Source organism: uncultured Porphyromonas sp. (assembly GCF_938039215.1).
Taxonomy (GTDB): Bacteria; Bacteroidota; Bacteroidia; order Bacteroidales; family Porphyromonadaceae; genus Porphyromonas.
In genome coordinates this window covers 34,708-48,926 of the sequence record NZ_CALHVI010000031.1, presented here as the reverse complement: position 1 = coordinate 48,926, position 14,219 = coordinate 34,708, and the positions used below count along the sequence as shown (strand labels likewise).

Annotated in this window: 10 protein-coding genes and 5 tRNA genes; 11 read left to right on the top strand and 4 right to left on the bottom strand. The window is 55.5% G+C overall.

Features of this window, described 5'->3' with window-relative positions; genetic code table 11:
* Window positions 1-36: 36 nt before the first annotated feature.
* Complete coding sequence (locus Q0336_RS04220) at window positions 37-612, top strand: superoxide dismutase (RefSeq protein WP_298526027.1); 576 nt, start codon at window positions 37-39, stop codon at window positions 610-612.
* A gap of 149 nt (window positions 613-761) precedes the next feature.
* Complete coding sequence (locus Q0336_RS04215; RefSeq protein WP_298526026.1) at window positions 762-956, top strand: hypothetical protein; 195 nt, start codon at window positions 762-764, stop codon at window positions 954-956.
* Between the two features lie 147 nt (window positions 957-1,103).
* On the opposite strand, the gene gcvT is transcribed toward Q0336_RS04215, so the two are convergent.
* The 4 genes from gcvT to Q0336_RS04195 form a co-directional block, all read right to left on the bottom strand.
* Entirely contained in the window at window positions 1,104-2,198 is a 1,095-nt protein-coding gene (gene gcvT, locus Q0336_RS04210; RefSeq protein WP_298526023.1) for a glycine cleavage system aminomethyltransferase GcvT, read from the bottom strand.
* 405 nt (window positions 2,199-2,603) lie between these two features.
* A complete protein-coding gene (locus Q0336_RS04205; protein WP_298526021.1) occupies window positions 2,604-3,545 on the bottom strand; it encodes a phosphoribosylaminoimidazolesuccinocarboxamide synthase in 942 nt (313 codons plus the stop codon).
* Window positions 3,546-3,584: 39 nt separating this feature from the next.
* Complete coding sequence (locus Q0336_RS04200) at window positions 3,585-4,571, bottom strand: PhoH family protein (protein WP_298526019.1); 987 nt, start codon at window positions 4,569-4,571, stop codon at window positions 3,585-3,587.
* A 5-nt stretch (window positions 4,572-4,576) separates the two neighbouring features.
* A complete protein-coding gene (locus Q0336_RS04195; protein WP_298526017.1) occupies window positions 4,577-7,264 on the bottom strand; it encodes a 4-alpha-glucanotransferase in 2,688 nt (895 codons plus the stop codon).
* Window positions 7,265-7,992: 728 nt separating this feature from the next.
* Here Q0336_RS04195 and Q0336_RS04190 point away from each other — a divergent pair.
* The 9 genes from Q0336_RS04190 to Q0336_RS04150 all read left to right on the top strand — a co-directional run bounded on the left by Q0336_RS04190 (window position 7,993) and on the right by Q0336_RS04150 (window position 14,045).
* Window positions 7,993-8,063: transfer RNA gene (locus Q0336_RS04190), tRNA-Gln, on the top strand.
* Window positions 8,064-8,271: 208 nt separating this feature from the next.
* Entirely contained in the window at window positions 8,272-8,826 is a 555-nt protein-coding gene (locus Q0336_RS04185) for a Panacea domain-containing protein (RefSeq protein WP_298526015.1), read from the top strand.
* Between the two features lie 576 nt (window positions 8,827-9,402).
* Window positions 9,403-9,476: transfer RNA gene (locus tag Q0336_RS04180), tRNA-Asp, on the top strand.
* A 69-nt stretch (window positions 9,477-9,545) separates the two neighbouring features.
* A tRNA-Pro gene (locus tag Q0336_RS04175) sits at window positions 9,546-9,620 on the top strand.
* A 173-nt stretch (window positions 9,621-9,793) separates the two neighbouring features.
* Window positions 9,794-11,482, top strand: a complete 1,689-nt coding sequence (locus tag Q0336_RS04170; RefSeq protein ID WP_298526013.1) for a THUMP domain-containing protein — start codon at window positions 9,794-9,796, stop codon at window positions 11,480-11,482.
* An 88-nt stretch (window positions 11,483-11,570) separates the two neighbouring features.
* Window positions 11,571-11,653, top strand: a tRNA-Leu gene (locus tag Q0336_RS04165).
* A gap of 41 nt (window positions 11,654-11,694) precedes the next feature.
* Window positions 11,695-11,778 (top strand) — tRNA-Leu (locus Q0336_RS04160).
* A gap of 79 nt (window positions 11,779-11,857) precedes the next feature.
* Window positions 11,858-12,697: a 4-(cytidine 5'-diphospho)-2-C-methyl-D-erythritol kinase gene (gene ispE, locus Q0336_RS04155; protein ID WP_298526011.1), complete on the top strand. Its 840-nt coding sequence runs from the start codon at window positions 11,858-11,860 to the stop codon at window positions 12,695-12,697.
* 34 nt (window positions 12,698-12,731) lie between these two features.
* On the top strand, window positions 12,732-14,045 hold the full coding sequence (locus tag Q0336_RS04150; protein WP_298526009.1) for a cobyrinate a,c-diamide synthase: 1,314 nt from the start codon (window positions 12,732-12,734) through the stop codon (window positions 14,043-14,045).
* Window positions 14,046-14,219 lie beyond the last annotated feature (174 nt).

The window sequence follows — 14,219 nt, the reverse complement described above, 5'->3', positions numbered from 1 at the left end:
CCGAATAAGATTTTATCACTTCAAATAAAGAACGCAATGAAGTTCGAACTCATCCAACTCCCCTATGCCCCTAATGCGCTTGAGCCTGCTATCAGCGCAGAGACGCTCTCCTTCCACCATGGCAAGCACCTCGCTGGCTATGTGAATACGCTCAACTCCCTCATCGAAGGGACGGAGCTCGCTGATGCTTCTCTTGAGGAGATCATCTGCAAGAGCGAAGGACCGATCTTCAACAATGCAGGCCAGACGCTCAATCATAACCTCTACTTCACTCAGTTTGGACCAGGCAAGAGAGGCCAGCCTACGGGTAAGCTCCTTGATGCCATTGTCGCTAAGTGGGGTAGCTTTGAAGCCTTCCAGCAGGAATTCCTCACGGCTTGCACGACGCTCTTCGGCTCGGGTTGGGCTTGGCTCTCTGCTAAGGAAGACGGTGAACTCGTCATCACGAAGGAGCCTAACGGAAGCAATCCTGTGGTCCATGGCCTTCGCCCCCTCTTCGGTGTCGATGTCTGGGAGCACGCTTACTACCTCAGCTACCAGAATCGCCGTGCCGACCACATCAAGGATATCTGGGCGATCGTAGACTGGGACGTTGTAGCTAGCCGCTACTAGTAGATCCCCAAGCATTTCTCCTCCTTCGGGGGCAGAAGCAAACGACAGCCCACAGCACTCCACTTAGGTGGAGGCTGTGGGCTGTTTCGTTTCTCTGGTCTGAATGGCGGAATTGTCGTAGCTTTGCTCCTCATTGATACAGATAGATCATGCAGCTAGTCAAGAAGATTATCATCGCACTCATCGTGCTCATCATCATCGCAGCCCTCGTCTCGCTCTTCTTCCTAGGTGAAGCGCAGCGGATGATCGTCGGTATGGGTGCCGCTTTAGGCATCGTCAACCTCCTCGGTCTGCTTTACTTCGTCAATAAGAATGGTGACGGGCGGAGCAAGCCTAGAGCTTAGCGAAGCGGCTTCTAGTCCCATAGCCCCTAGCCCCGTGTAGTCCTAGCACGGATAGAGAAAAAGCCCCAGAGATCAGCTTGCCCTTAGGGTAGCTGGTCTCTGGGGCTTTGTTGTTGGAGGACTATGGTGTTTCCTCGAAGTAGAGGATTACTCTACGCTACGCATGGGAGGCTTGACGACTTCGGCAGCGAGCTTGCGTCCGCGCACCACGATGTAGATAGGTGTACCTACTGCGGAGTGCTCCTTCTTCACATAGCCCATCCCGATCCCCGTCTTGAGGGTGGGGGACATTGTGCCTGAAGTGACTTCACCGATGATATTGCCTTCGGCATCTGCGATCTCGTAGTGCGAGCGGGGCACACCCTTGTCGGAGAGCTTGAAGGCAACGAGCTTGCGAGTGATCCCTTCGGCTTTTTGCTTCTCGAGGAAGGCCTTGCTGGGGAAGTTCTTTTCGGGTAGTAGCTTGGTGATCCAGCCGAGTCCAGCTTCTAGAGGAGAAGTGGTGTCGGTGATATCATTGCCGTAGAGGCAGAAGCCCATCTCTAGGCGGAGCGTGTCACGAGCGCCGAGACCGATGGGGCGGATGCCTTCGGGCTTACCTGCTTCGAAGATAGCATTCCAGATCTTCTCTCCATGCTGAGGATAGAAGTAGATCTCGAAGCCTCCTGCACCAGTGTAACCCGTGTTGGATAGGATGACCTCAGGGCAACCAGCAAAGGTGCCTACCTTGAAGGTATAGTAGGGGATGGAGGAGAGGTCTACATCTGTTAGGCGCTGGAGCACTTGGGTAGCAAGAGGACCTTGGACCGCGAGCTGACCTACATTGTCACTGCTATTCTCTAGCACGGCTCCAGCAGCGTTGTGTGCTTGGCACCAAGCCCAGTCCTTATCAATGTTGGCAGCATTGACGACGAGGAGATACTTTTCGTCTTCGTAGTGGTAGACGAGCAGGTCATCGACGATACCACCTTGTTCGTTGGGGAAGCAGGTGTATTGGATATCACCGACCTTGAGCTTGGAGGCATCGTTGCTGGTGATATCCTGGACGAACTGGAGCGCATTTGGCCCCTTAACCCAGAATTCCCCCATGTGCGAGACATCGAATACACCTACGCCCTTGACGACGGTCATGTGCTCTTCGATGATCCCCGTAGGATATTCGATAGGCATGTCGTAGCCTGCGAACTCGTGCATCTTAGCTCCTAGAGCTTTGTGAATGTCGGTGAATGGAGTTGTCTTCATTGTGTTGCTTACGTTTAATGTAGTTCTGTTAGTTGTATATGCCCCAAAGGTAGTGAGATCTAGGGAAGAAACCTAGGCTATTGCACTTCCTAAAATAATATCAGAAGGCCTTGCTTTCACCTGATTAGATCGGTGTTGATGAAGGCAAAGAAAGGCTTGCTTTCCCACGCTTGATTTGGATAGATCTACTCCGTTGGGCAGTGTCGGATAGCCTTGCTCAGAGAGACGCTTTCAGTTATGAGGTCATACCTGTCTATGTGCACTATGTTGATCTGGGAGGGTTGAATTTCCTGCCTCCTTTTATCCTTTTACTCTGAGAGCGACTCTTTAGAGAGCCACTAGCCCCATGACCCTTGCTCGGGAGGATCATGGGGCTAGCCATTTGTAGTCGAGGAGAGGAAGCTCTTACTTCAGAGCCTCGAGGACATTGCGCTCGATGCGCCCTGCGAGGTCGTCGGTGGGCTCAGCGACGAACTTATGACCTGTGACTGTTTCGTAGAGCTCGACGTAGCGGTCGGTGACGCTCTGGCAATAGGCTTCGGTCATCTCGGGGACGACTTCACCCTCACGACCTTGGAAGCCGTTCTTGATGAGCCACTGACGGACGAACTCCTTGGAGAGTTGCTTCTGCTCCTCGCCACGCTCGAAGCGCTCTTCGTAACCTTCAGCATAGAAGTAGCGGGAAGAGTCGGGCGTGTGGATCTCGTCGATGAGGTAGATCTTGCCATCCTTCTTGCCGAACTCATACTTGGTGTCTACGAGGATCAGCTCACGCTGGCGAGCCATCTCCTGACCCCGAGCGAAGAGGGCATAGGTATAGGCTTCGAGCTGCTTGTAGTCTTCTTCGCTGACGAGACCCGTGCGGATGATCTCTTCACGAGAGATATTCTCGTCATGCCCGACATCTTCCTTGGTTGTCGGGGTGATGATGGGGCTGGGGAAGGCTTCATTCTCACGCATGCCGTCGGGTAGCTGGATACCGCAGAGGGTGCGCTCTCCAGCCTGATAGGCACGCCAAGCGGAGCCCGTGAGGTAGCCACGGATGACCATCTCCACGCGGAAGGGTTCGCAGCGATGCCCCAGAGAGACCATGGGATCGGGGGAAGAGATCAGCCAGTTGGGGACGATGTCTCGGGTGGCTTCGAGGAAGTACGTAGCGATCTGATTGAGCACCTGTCCCTTGTGGGGAATGCCCTTGGGGAGGATCACGTCGAAGGCGGAGATACGGTCGGTAGCGATCATCGCTACCTTGTCGCCTGAGAGGAAGTAGACATCACGGACCTTGCCATGATAGACTCGCTCTTGATTTGGGAAATGAAAGTCGGTGTGGACGAGCGTCTGTGCCATAGTTATGTATGCTTGTATGAGAATTGGAGTGAAAAGAGGCTAGGAGGGGGTCTGGGAGGAGCGCTCTTCTTTCTTGTCTAGAGCGTCGTAGACCTCTACGATCTCAGCCACGAGTGGGTGGCGGACGATATCGGTCTTCTCGAAGTGAATGAAGCTAATGCTTTTGAGATGATGGAGCTTCTCGAGTGCATCCTTGAGCCCTGAGGTGATGCCCCGAGGGAGGTCGATCTGGGTGAAGTCGCCCGTGACGATCATCTTGGAGTTCATCCCAAGGCGGGTGAGGAACATCTTCATCTGTTGGGGAGTCGTGTTCTGCGCTTCGTCGAGGATGATGATCGCATCGCTAAGCGTGCGTCCACGCATGAAGGCCAGCGGAGCTATCTGAATGACACCCGTGTCGATGAGGTCCTTGAGCTTGGGGGCTGGGATCAGTTCGCCCAGTGCATCATATAGAGGCTGGAGGTAGGGGTCGAGCTTGTCCTTCATCTCCCCAGGAAGGAAGCCGAGCTTCTCACCGGCCTCTACTGCAGGGCGGGAGAGGATGATGCGGCGCACTTGCTTGGACTTCAGGGCTTTCACTGCAAGGCAGATGGCGAGGAAGGTCTTCCCCGATCCAGCGGCTCCCGTGGCGAAGCAGAGGTCTCGGGAGGCAAACTCTCGTACCATGCGACGCTGGCGATCACCTCGGGGGAGAATGGCCTTGCCATGGACACCGTAGATGAGGACGTCGCTCTCGGTAGTCGAGGGAGCATCTTCGCCACTCTTCTTGCTGCGATGGCGACGTACGGTGTCGATGATCTGCGCTTCGGTGAGCTGATTGTAGCGGCTACATATCTGCTCTAGAGAGGAGAGGATGTGTAGGAGCTCTTCGGCGGCTTGGTCTTCGCCAAGTACCTTGATGACATTTTGGTGAATGCGTAGCTTCGTCTTAGGGAAGAGGCTTTGTAGCGTGACGAGGTTCGCTCGGTTGACACCGATGAACTCTTGGACATCGGCCTCCTCTAGGACGTAGAGTCGCTCCATCATAGGCTTTATATTCTTTGGGATTGGGAGATGAGTTGCTTGATGAGGCAGAGCCATTCAGGATACTGCTCGCTCAGCGCTGAGACACTGAGGGGGAAGCGGTAGCTCCAGTACTGCGCTGGATCTTCGGGGTGATTGATCTGCTCGGCCTCGGGGCTGGTCAGCCAGAGACGGGGCTCTAGGCTCATCCAGTCGGACAGGGGAAGGATCGTAGCCATAGCGGGCGAAGCGAGATGCGCCTCGATGATCTTCCGATAGAGCTCCTCCAGACGGAGGGGCTCTTCTTGTCTCAGCTCTTCTCGCTGGTAGCGCTCCTGCTCGCTTGCGGGGAGTGAAGCCCACCAACCTCTCAGGGAGGGCATATCATGCGTGGAGGTCGTGGCGATGGAGCGGGTGGGGAAGGTGTCGGGGTGTGCCCAGCCCGTCGGGGTGAAGCTCTTAGGCATGCGCTCCAGCTCGAGGGAGAGGATCTGCAGTGCCTCCAGCACGGCAGGTACAGTGGCGGGGATCATCCCCAGATCCTCGGCGCAGAGGAGGAGGTCCGTGTGCTCGATGAGTGCACCCAGCCGTCGGAGGGCTGTCGTCTGGAAGAGCTCATTGTGTCGGACATAGAAGAAGTCTCCGCTGATCGCTCGCCATCGTCCTTGGAGCTCTGGACTCCACCGTCCGAAGAGGCGGCTGCGCTCTAGGGCGATCCTAGGGTGGTAACCTTCGCTATACGGATCACGGATGAGTGCCGTCTCGGTGCATAGCTGCTGGAGCTGGAGACAAGCCTCTTCTCCAAGGGCTTCCTTGAGCTGAGGCTGGTCGTAGTCACGCTGCTTCGTGTGGGCAAGGTGGTAGAGGCCTTCGACTGAAGTCTCCTTCAGATAGCCCTGCTGACAGAGCGTGTCGAGGGTCTTCTCCCCGAGGAGTTCAGTGATATCTGCTCGGTGGATCAGTGGCTCAGTCAGTAGCTCTACGGGATAGTCTACTTCGAGGAGCTCCTGCCATTCCCCAAGTGTATAGGGATGGGCGGGATGGAAGTGCCCCAAGAGTCCCGAGTGCTCCGATCGGGGAACTTCCCAGATGCGGAAGAACCCGAGGATATGGTCGATGCGGAAGGCATGGAAGTAGTGCGCTTGGCGGGCAAAGCGCTTGCGCCACCAGAGGAAGTCATCCGTCTGCATGCGCTCCCAGTCGTAGGTGGGGAAGCCCCAGTTCTGCCCGTCTGCTGCGAAGTCATCGGGCGGAGCTCCTGCCGACTGATCGGTGTGGAAGAGGCTAGGGTCGATCCAGACATCTACCCCGTGGGGGGCTACTCCGATAGGAAGGTCTCCCTTGAGGAAGACCCTCTTCTCTTCGGCATAGCGGCGCACCGCTCGTAGCTGGCGGTCGAGGACGAACTGTAGCCAATAGTAGTAATGGATCTCTTCACGCACCTCAGCCTCTTCGGCGAAGGTCTTCGCTCGCTGGGCATCGTACTGCTCCCAGCCCGTCCACCGCTCTGGGGCTAAGCCTGGATGGCGATCCCTCAGCACGCAGTAGAGTGCATAGGGGCGGAGCCAGTGCTCGGACTCGGTGAAGAAGCTCTGGAAAAGCGGGCTCGATAGATCTGCTTGTCCCTGCTCGGCGAAGACTCGTCTTAGATACCGCTCCTTGAGTGCGAGCACTCGAGGGTAGTCTACTTGGGGAAGCGCACGTAGCTCAGCGGCCTCCGCTTCAAAAGCCTGCTGCTGGGCTGGATCGGACAGAGCTCCCAGCTCAGCGGGATCTATATATATGGGGTGTAGGGCATCGACCGAGATCGCATTGTAGGGGTAGGAATCGCCCTTGTCTCGGGTGAAGGTCGTGTCGTTGATCGGTAGGAGCTGTAGGGCGTGCATCTCGGCTTCGGCCACGAGGTCGATCGCCTCACGAAGCGTGGCGAAGTCCCCGATGCCCCAGTCGTGCTCGCTCCTCAGAGAGAAGAGCGGAGCCACGATGCCCGCCGTGCGGGTCGAGCGAGTGGGGAGGTGGAGGAAGCTGTCCTGGAAGTGGATCCCGTCGTAGCTCGATCCCGTAGGAAGCTGAGCCTGTCTATTTGCTCCTTCTTCCCAGAGCCATCCGCCTTCTGCCGTGCGGATCAGATACTTGTAGCTAAGGGTCTGCCCTTCGCTGGATGCTGTCTCTAGGGGGAGGGGAAGGCTGATCGTCCAGCGCCCTTGCCCTTGATAGCTGAGGGGCTGTGCTTCGGAGGCATCCCACGAGCCAAGCTGAGGAGATGAACCTAAGATGAAGAGCCCTTCCTCGGGGCGCAGATCGGGAGCAAAGACCGAGAAAGCTAGGTAAGGCGTGCCTAGAGCGAGGTCGTCCGAAGAGCAGGAGCGATGCCGAAGGACATCACAAAGTGCCCGTGAGAAGCTCGGGGCATCTGCGGGCTGATCGATCCAGCGATCTTGGGTGAAGAGATGTTCCCCTCCCTCAAGGCTTGGGAGCGTGTGCTTGATCCGCCACTCACGACGTAGTGGCTCCCCCTCGGAGTCACCGAGGTAATAGCTGTAGCGGAAAGAAGAGGGGTGGGGGAGGTCAAGGGTCGTTTGCCAGCGTCCGTCGCCTAGGTCTTCGAGTGGGAAGGCCTTCGTAGCGTCTAGGGAAGAGTCGGGAGATGGCTGTCTCTCGAGCCATATCCACTCATTCGGATGTGCTCGATATTCGATGGAGAAGGTGACTATCATCTAAGAGGGTGTCCTACCATTCGTTGTCTCGGGGCAAGGGGCATGATCGCTGCACCTTTTACCCGCACAAAGGTACATAATTCTCCCCGCTGAGTGATCGGGGAGATGCTCCATCCCTAGTGTGTGATCTTCGAGGGGGAGTGCCGTGAGGAGGCTTTGTTCGTAGTGCCCTCCCTCTCTTGGCGATTTCCTTGGATTGCGCACTAGGATCGAAGACCGATCACCCGTGACGTGAGCCTTGATGATATAGCTTCTTGCTGGATGATGTTTCAGCCCTTCGGCGTAGGGCCGTATTTCCCCTTTATAATGGACTCTCAAGAGGGGTGGAAAAACGACCCACGGTAGGTCGTCGATAAAACCTACTGTGGGTCGTCTCACCGACCTACCGTGGGTCGCAAGGGCGACCTACAGTAGGTTTTATTTGGGGGCTGTCCTAGTTCCCTTGCTTTCGGGCAGGTCTGAGGGGAGAAATCCCCGTCTGTGAGCCGCCTCCTACTGAGGCGTAGATGCAGCCCGTGGCGATGGGGGAAGAGCGGCCCCGATCTTCTTCACCGAGGGTCGGATGTGCGCCTTTAGTTTGGGGCGCTTTCTCCTCCGCTCTTTTGCCTTCTATCGGGCACGTCTCCAAAGGGGGTGAACGGATGGGTATTGCTCGAATGAGTCTGATGTACTATCTTTGCACTGCATTTCGTGCGCTTCTGGTGAGTTTGTCATGGAATGGAAGGGCTTGTCTCGTGGTGTAATGGTAGCACAACAGGTTTTGGTTCTGTTTGTCAAGGTTCGAATCCTTGCGAGACAACAACGGAAGAGGGAGTTTCGACTCCCTCTTTTTTGTTTGGTGGTCTTCTCCTGAAATTGAGTTTGTAACCCCTCCTCGCTAATGTCGAGGGTGTGCTGATCCAAGGCGCGGAGATTCATCTCGCAATTTTCCATACCTTTGCATAGTAAAGGTGATAGCTCACAGCTCTCTAATAATAAGGAATTAAAGTGCAACTCCCACATTAAGCATGAATACAAATCTCCCTCTAGCCCAGCGTCAGCTCCTTGAGAAGGTGTTGTATATCCTTCATAGGACTGGAGGGTTAGATTATTACCGAATTTTCAAGATCCTCTATTTCGCAGAGAGGTCCTATTTAGCGAAGTTCTGCAGGAAGATGGTCGAGGATAACTTCTGTGCCTTGCCTTATGGACCTGTGCCGACGAATCTATATAATGCGGTTCGGAATGGTGGTGATCGATCTCTCCTGTCTGTCGCTCTGTGGAGGGAGATCCGGAGTGCGGGAGAAGATGCTCCTACAGTGCTCTTGCCTCTGAGGGAACCCGATATGGACTATATCGCCAAGCATGAGGCAGAGGTCCTTGACGAGGCGATAGCCACGTATGCTTCGAAGAGTTTCACCGAACTTAAGACTCTATCTCATGGAGTAGCTTTTAACGGGACGCAACATTGCAATGTGATTAGCTCAGAGGCGATCGCTCTTGAAGGGGGGCTGGATAAGGCTGGACTTCCTTATTTGAAGGAACAGCTAGAGTGGCAAGCCATCGAGAAGGAGGTGCTCTGATGGATGCAGGAGTTACATCTATTGGTTCTGTCCACTATATTGCTATGGATCGGGCTAATGGAATTGTCCCTAAAGATGGGTATTCATCTAGAAATAAGTTCTTCGTGATTCTTGGTTGGGATGACTCGGGAAATGCGTATGGGGGCGTGGTGTTTAACTCTGGAGTGAACCAGAAGCTTCCCTACAATGTGCGGCTATACCATTATCCCATAGGTAAGTCCGCCTATAGCTTCCTCTCTCATAATAGCTTTATCGACTGCACGTCTCTGATGCGGGTGTGTGGCTCTCAGCTTTCCTCTGCAACTTTCTGTGGAGCACTAACCCAAGAGCATCTAGAGTGTGTCTTAGGGGCGGTACGTGAAGCAGGTACGATTTCTGCTATTAAGCTCCGGATGTATGGGATTATCCCTTAGGTGATAGTTCCATAGAGAAGAGGGTGAGGGGGCTTCTTATAAGGAGTCTTTTGTCTTCAGCTGGCATTTTTCCCTCTGAATAGGGGACGAAGTGTTGGGGATATTTGCAGGTATCGGAAAAAGTAGTATCTTTGCAACGTCAAAAGGCAAAACGGCCAAGCACGGTGTGGTAGTTCAGCTGGTTAGAATACCTGCCTGTCACGCAGGGGGTCGCGGGTTCGAGTCCCGTCCATACCGCTTAAAGGAGCTGTGTCATCCTTCTCCCCGATGAGAAGATAGCACAGCTTCTGTGCCAAAAGCCTAGCTCGGGATGTAGCGCAGTCCGGTTAGCGCACCTGCTTTGGGAGCAGGGGGTCCCAGGTTCGAATCCTGGTATCCCGACACAATTAGGGAGGTCTGATGTAGAGCACTACGTCAGACCTCTTTCTTATATATCCAGCTGGGACTCTAGATGTGCCCTCTGGAAGAGACTCTTCGATCGCTGGGGAAGCCTTCGCAGGGAGAGTCGTATCTTTATGCCGTGGGGCTATCTCCCCATCCCGACAAAAAATCAGATGAAGCAAGAATCTCGCATGATCGCTAAGACGCTACAAGCTCTAGAGCCCGTCTTGGCCAAAGAACTTGAAGCTCTAGGAGCGACAGATATAGAGGAAGGGCGCCGCATGGTCTCCTTCACCGGAGACAAGAAACTCCTCTACAAGGCAAACTACTGCCTGCGCACTGCCCTGCGTATCCTCCTGCCTATCGCTACCTTCCGAGCGACGAACCCCGATGAACTCTATGCCCAGCTCAAGCGCCTGGACTGGAGTGCTTGGATGCGGTCAGGAGATAGCTTCGCTTTCGATACCGTAGTCTATTCGGAGGCCTTCACCCACAGTAAGTACGTAGGCTATCGTGCCAAGGATGCGCTCGTCGACTACTTCGTAGAGCGTGGAGAGAATCGCCCTTCGGTGCGTCTGGACAATCCCGATCGCCTCTTCCACATCCATATCGCCCATGACGAGGTGACCCTAGCGCTGGATAGCTCGGGAGAAAGCCTTCACAAGCGTGGCTGGCGTGTGGCTCAGACAGAGGCTCCGATGAGTGAAGTGCTCGCCGCTGGTATCTTGATGCTGGCGGACTGGGACGGCTCGACGGACTTCGTCGATCCTATGTGTGGCTCGGGGACGCTCCTCATCGAGGCCGCACTCATTGCCCGAGGGATTGCTCCAGGCTCCTTCCGCCGAAGCTTCGCCTTCCAGCGCTGGCTGGACTACGATGCAGGGCTCTTCGATCTAGTCAAGGAGGAGGCTGCTTCGCTCCTTCGCCCCTTCGAGCATCATATCTATGGCTCGGACAATTCGATCGAGGCCGTCAAGGTCGCTCGCTACAATGTCCGCACGGCAGGCCTCGATGACATCATCACCGTCGCCCATCGAGCCATGCAGGACTGCCCTGCTCCCGAGGCACCCGTCCTCCTCGTGACCAATCCGCCCTATGGCGAGCGTCTGCGTCCACGCTCCATAGAAGACCTCTACCGAATGATCGGTGAGCGCCTCAAGCATAACTATGCTGGCTCTAAGGCGTGGATCATCGCCTACAAGCCTGAGCACTTTGACTCCATAGGTCTCAGACAGAATGTCCGTATCAAGATGCTCAACGGCTCTCTGGAGTGCGAGCTCCGTGGCTATGAGCTCTTCGCTGGGAAGCGTGAGGACTACAAGCGTGAGCGAGGAGGCGAAGATCGCCCCGAGGCTCCCCGCCGTGAGCGTGCTCCACGCTCCGAGCGTCCTCGTCGAGAGTTTGACCGCCCTAAGAGATCCTTCGACCGCTCCGATCGTCCTGACCGAACGGAGCGCCCCGACCATGATCGCAGAGATCGCCCCGAGAGAGGGGAACGTTTTGACCGATCCAGCCGCACTGACCGCCCCGACCGTGACCGCAGAGAGCGCACCGATAGACCCGATAGTTTTGACCGATCCAGTCGCACTGATCGCCCCGAACGTGCCGATCGCCCTAGTCGCCCTCGCCGTGAGCGTGACTTTGATCGTGCTTCATCTTCGGATCGTCCCCGTCGTCCTCGCCCTGCTGATGATCGTCCTCGGGATGAAAGAGGCCCTCGCAGAGAATACTCCGAGAAGAAAAAAGAAGGTGGTCTGTGGCCCAATGATCGCTTCCGTTACCGAGACGAAGAGGGACGTGAACGTGTTCGCCCTAAGCGTTCTAGCCGTATCCAGATCTTCTCTACAGACGAGGAGAAGTAGCCCCAAGAAGCGTCGCTAGGTACAAGTAATATCGGTGGATGTTTGGTCGTTTCGATTTTTGTTGTACCTTTGCAGTGCAAACGGGTCAGCCCAGGTGGCGGAATTGGTAGACGCGCTCGTTTCAGGTGCGAGTGTTCAAAAGACGTGCAGGTTCGATTCCTGTCCTGGGCACAACCTGACGCTAAGCGTCTCAAGTTTGCAAAGCTTCAAATACGCGGGTGGTGAAATTGGTAGACACGCTACTTTGAGGGGGTAGTGCCGGTTACGGCGTGTGAGTTCAAATCTCATCCCGCGTACAAAGAAAGAGAGCGAGACTCCTTAAGAAGTAATTCTTGAGGAGTCTCGCTGCTTTTATACATATAGATCGTATAGCGCATGCAAGACAAGAGTATGATCGTCTATCCTAATGCCAAGATCAATCTTGGTCTCTTCATCACAGGTCGCCGCTCCGATGGTTACCATCTGCTGGAGACGGGCTTCCTCCCTATTCCCCTCTGCGATGTCCTTGAGATCTCCCTAGCAGACGATGCTACGGAGGATCAACTAGAAGTCGTGGGAGCTATCGAGACGGGAGCACTGAGTGACAACCTTGTACTTCGTGCCGTGAGAGCCCTTCGTGCTGTCCGTCCCTTCCCTGCGCTCTCCCTTCGCCTTACGAAGCATATCCCTTCGGGAGCAGGTATGGGTGGTGGATCGGCAGATGCTTCCTTCACCCTCACTGCTGTCAATGAGCTCTGCTCCCTCGGATTCTCCCCCGAGGAGCTGGAGCGTATAGCCGTGCAGCTCGGAGCGGACTGCCCTATCTTCGTGCGCAATCAGCCCGCTTTGGGTCGAGGAATAGGCGAGCTGCTTTCGCCCCTTTCCCTCCCCCAGCTCGAAGGCTATCACCTAACGATCGTCAAGCCCGAGATCCATATCTCCACTGCCGAAGCCTTCCGTGGTCTCCTCCCGATCAAGCCGATGGAGACCTCCCTCGACGTACTCCTCAGCGAGCCTATCACCTCTTGGCCCTCGGCTGTGATCAATGACTTTGAGCCTAGCCTTTTCCCTCGCTACCCAGAGCTGAAGGAGATCAAAGAGAAGCTCTACGACCTAGGGGCGGACTTCGCTCTGATGACAGGCTCGGGTGCAGCCCTCTACGCTCTATCAAAGGAGCCTCTACCATTAGACTCCTTTGAGGGGAAGGGCTATTTCCTCTGGCAGGGCACGCTCTAAGATCTCCCTTCTTCCCCAACCAAACCTTACCCCTATGACTTCTTCACCTTTTATCCCCCAACTGCTTGTGGCTGCTGGCTCTTCGGGCAGTGGCAAGACTACCTTTACCCTCGGACTTCTTCGTGCTTTGAAGAAGCGGGGACTCACGGTACAGAGCTTTAAGTGTGGGCCTGACTACATCGACCCGAAGTTCCATCACCTAGCGAGTGGTAGTTCGTCGATCAACCTCGATCTCTTCATGATGAGCCCCGAGCATGTACGTGCCGTCTATGCACGACATACCCAGACGGCTGATGCTGTCGTCGTCGAGGGGGTCATGGGGCTCTATGATGGCTATGTGCGGATGCACGGCTCTTCGGCCGAGGTAGCACGGACGGTAGCTATTCCTACGGTGCTTCTGGTCGATGCTCGTTCGTCGGCTTATTCCGTCGGGGCACTACTCTATGGCTTCAAGCACTTCCGTCAAGATACGGAGGTCGTCGGGGTGGTCTTCAATCGGGTGGCATCGGAGAATCATTACCGCTTCCTGCGTGAGGCTGCAGAGGACGCTGGGGTATGTCCCTTAGGCTATATCCCCAAGACCAAGCTCCTAGAGATCCCTTCACGTCACCTTGGCCTATCGCTCGAGGAACTGGGGCGTATGGATGCGCTCCCCGAAGAGGTAGCCCAGATGCTCGAAGAGCACGTTGATCTGGATCAGCTCATCGCTTTATGTACCCGTCCTCGCCCCGAGCTGATCGAGGAAGAGCTTTCTCGCCCCGCCTCTTCTCGGCGCATTGCTATCGCTCGGGATGAAGCGTTCAACTTCATCTATGAGGAGAATGTGCATCGCCTTCGGGACTTCGGGGAAGTGGTCTTCTTCTCTCCGCTAAGGGATGAGGCTTTACCTGAGTGTGATCTCTTGTACTTACCTGGGGGCTATCCAGAGTTCTACCTCTCGGAGCTCTCCAAAGCAGAGCAGACCCGACGAAGTATCCAGGACCATGCAGCGGCAGGGGGGAAGATCCTAGCGGAGTGTGGTGGGATGATGTACCTCTGTCGGGCTATCCGTGATGAGGAAGGAGCAAGCTATCCGATGTGTGGCGTGCTTGACCTTGAGGCTACGATGGAAGGGATGCGCCTCAAGCTCGGCTACCGCAAGGTCTATGTCGGAGGCTCAGAGTGGCGAGGGCATGAGTTCCACTACTCCAGCATTGTCTCTGGAGTAGGAGGAGAAGAGACGGTAGGTCATCAGCTGACGGCTCGGGATGAGTCAGCGCCAACGCTCCTCTACCGCAAGGGAAATGTCTTAGCTGGCTACACGCACCTTTACTTCGCCGAGCAAGATCCCTTCACCCTCTTCGACTAAGGCATATTCAGCCCCTAATCATTGCCCCTCTCGTTCCCACTAATAAGGGAAGAGAAATGCAGCCTACCGTAGATCGGTTTTGAAACCTACTGTGGGTCGCCTCGACGACCTACCGTGGGTCGATGAGACGACCTACAGTAGGTTTTTCTTGCGACCTACCGAAGGTCACTTTTT

What these genes read in the sequence shown, in the direction of transcription:
- Q0336_RS04185 (WP_298526015.1), top strand. Translation starts at nt 8,272, where the DNA reads ATGAATACAAATCTCCCTCTAGCCCAGCGTCAGCTCCTTGAGAAGGTG.
- Q0336_RS04150 (WP_298526009.1), top strand. Translation starts at nt 12,732, where the DNA reads ATGACTTCTTCACCTTTTATCCCCCAACTGCTTGTGGCTGCTGGCTCT.
- gcvT (WP_298526023.1), bottom strand. Translation starts at nt 2,198, where the DNA reads ATGAAGACAACTCCATTCACCGACATTCACAAAGCTCTAGGAGCTAAG.
- ispE (WP_298526011.1), top strand. Translation starts at nt 11,858, where the DNA reads ATGCAAGACAAGAGTATGATCGTCTATCCTAATGCCAAGATCAATCTT.
- Q0336_RS04200 (WP_298526019.1), bottom strand. Translation starts at nt 4,571, where the DNA reads ATGATGGAGCGACTCTACGTCCTAGAGGAGGCCGATGTCCAAGAGTTC.
- Q0336_RS04195 (WP_298526017.1), bottom strand. Translation starts at nt 7,264, where the DNA reads ATGATAGTCACCTTCTCCATCGAATATCGAGCACATCCGAATGAGTGG.
- Q0336_RS04205 (WP_298526021.1), bottom strand. Translation starts at nt 3,545, where the DNA reads ATGGCACAGACGCTCGTCCACACCGACTTTCATTTCCCAAATCAAGAG.
- Q0336_RS04170 (WP_298526013.1), top strand. Translation starts at nt 9,794, where the DNA reads ATGAAGCAAGAATCTCGCATGATCGCTAAGACGCTACAAGCTCTAGAG.
- Q0336_RS04220 (WP_298526027.1), top strand. Translation starts at nt 37, where the DNA reads ATGAAGTTCGAACTCATCCAACTCCCCTATGCCCCTAATGCGCTTGAG.
- Q0336_RS04215 (WP_298526026.1), top strand. Translation starts at nt 762, where the DNA reads ATGCAGCTAGTCAAGAAGATTATCATCGCACTCATCGTGCTCATCATC.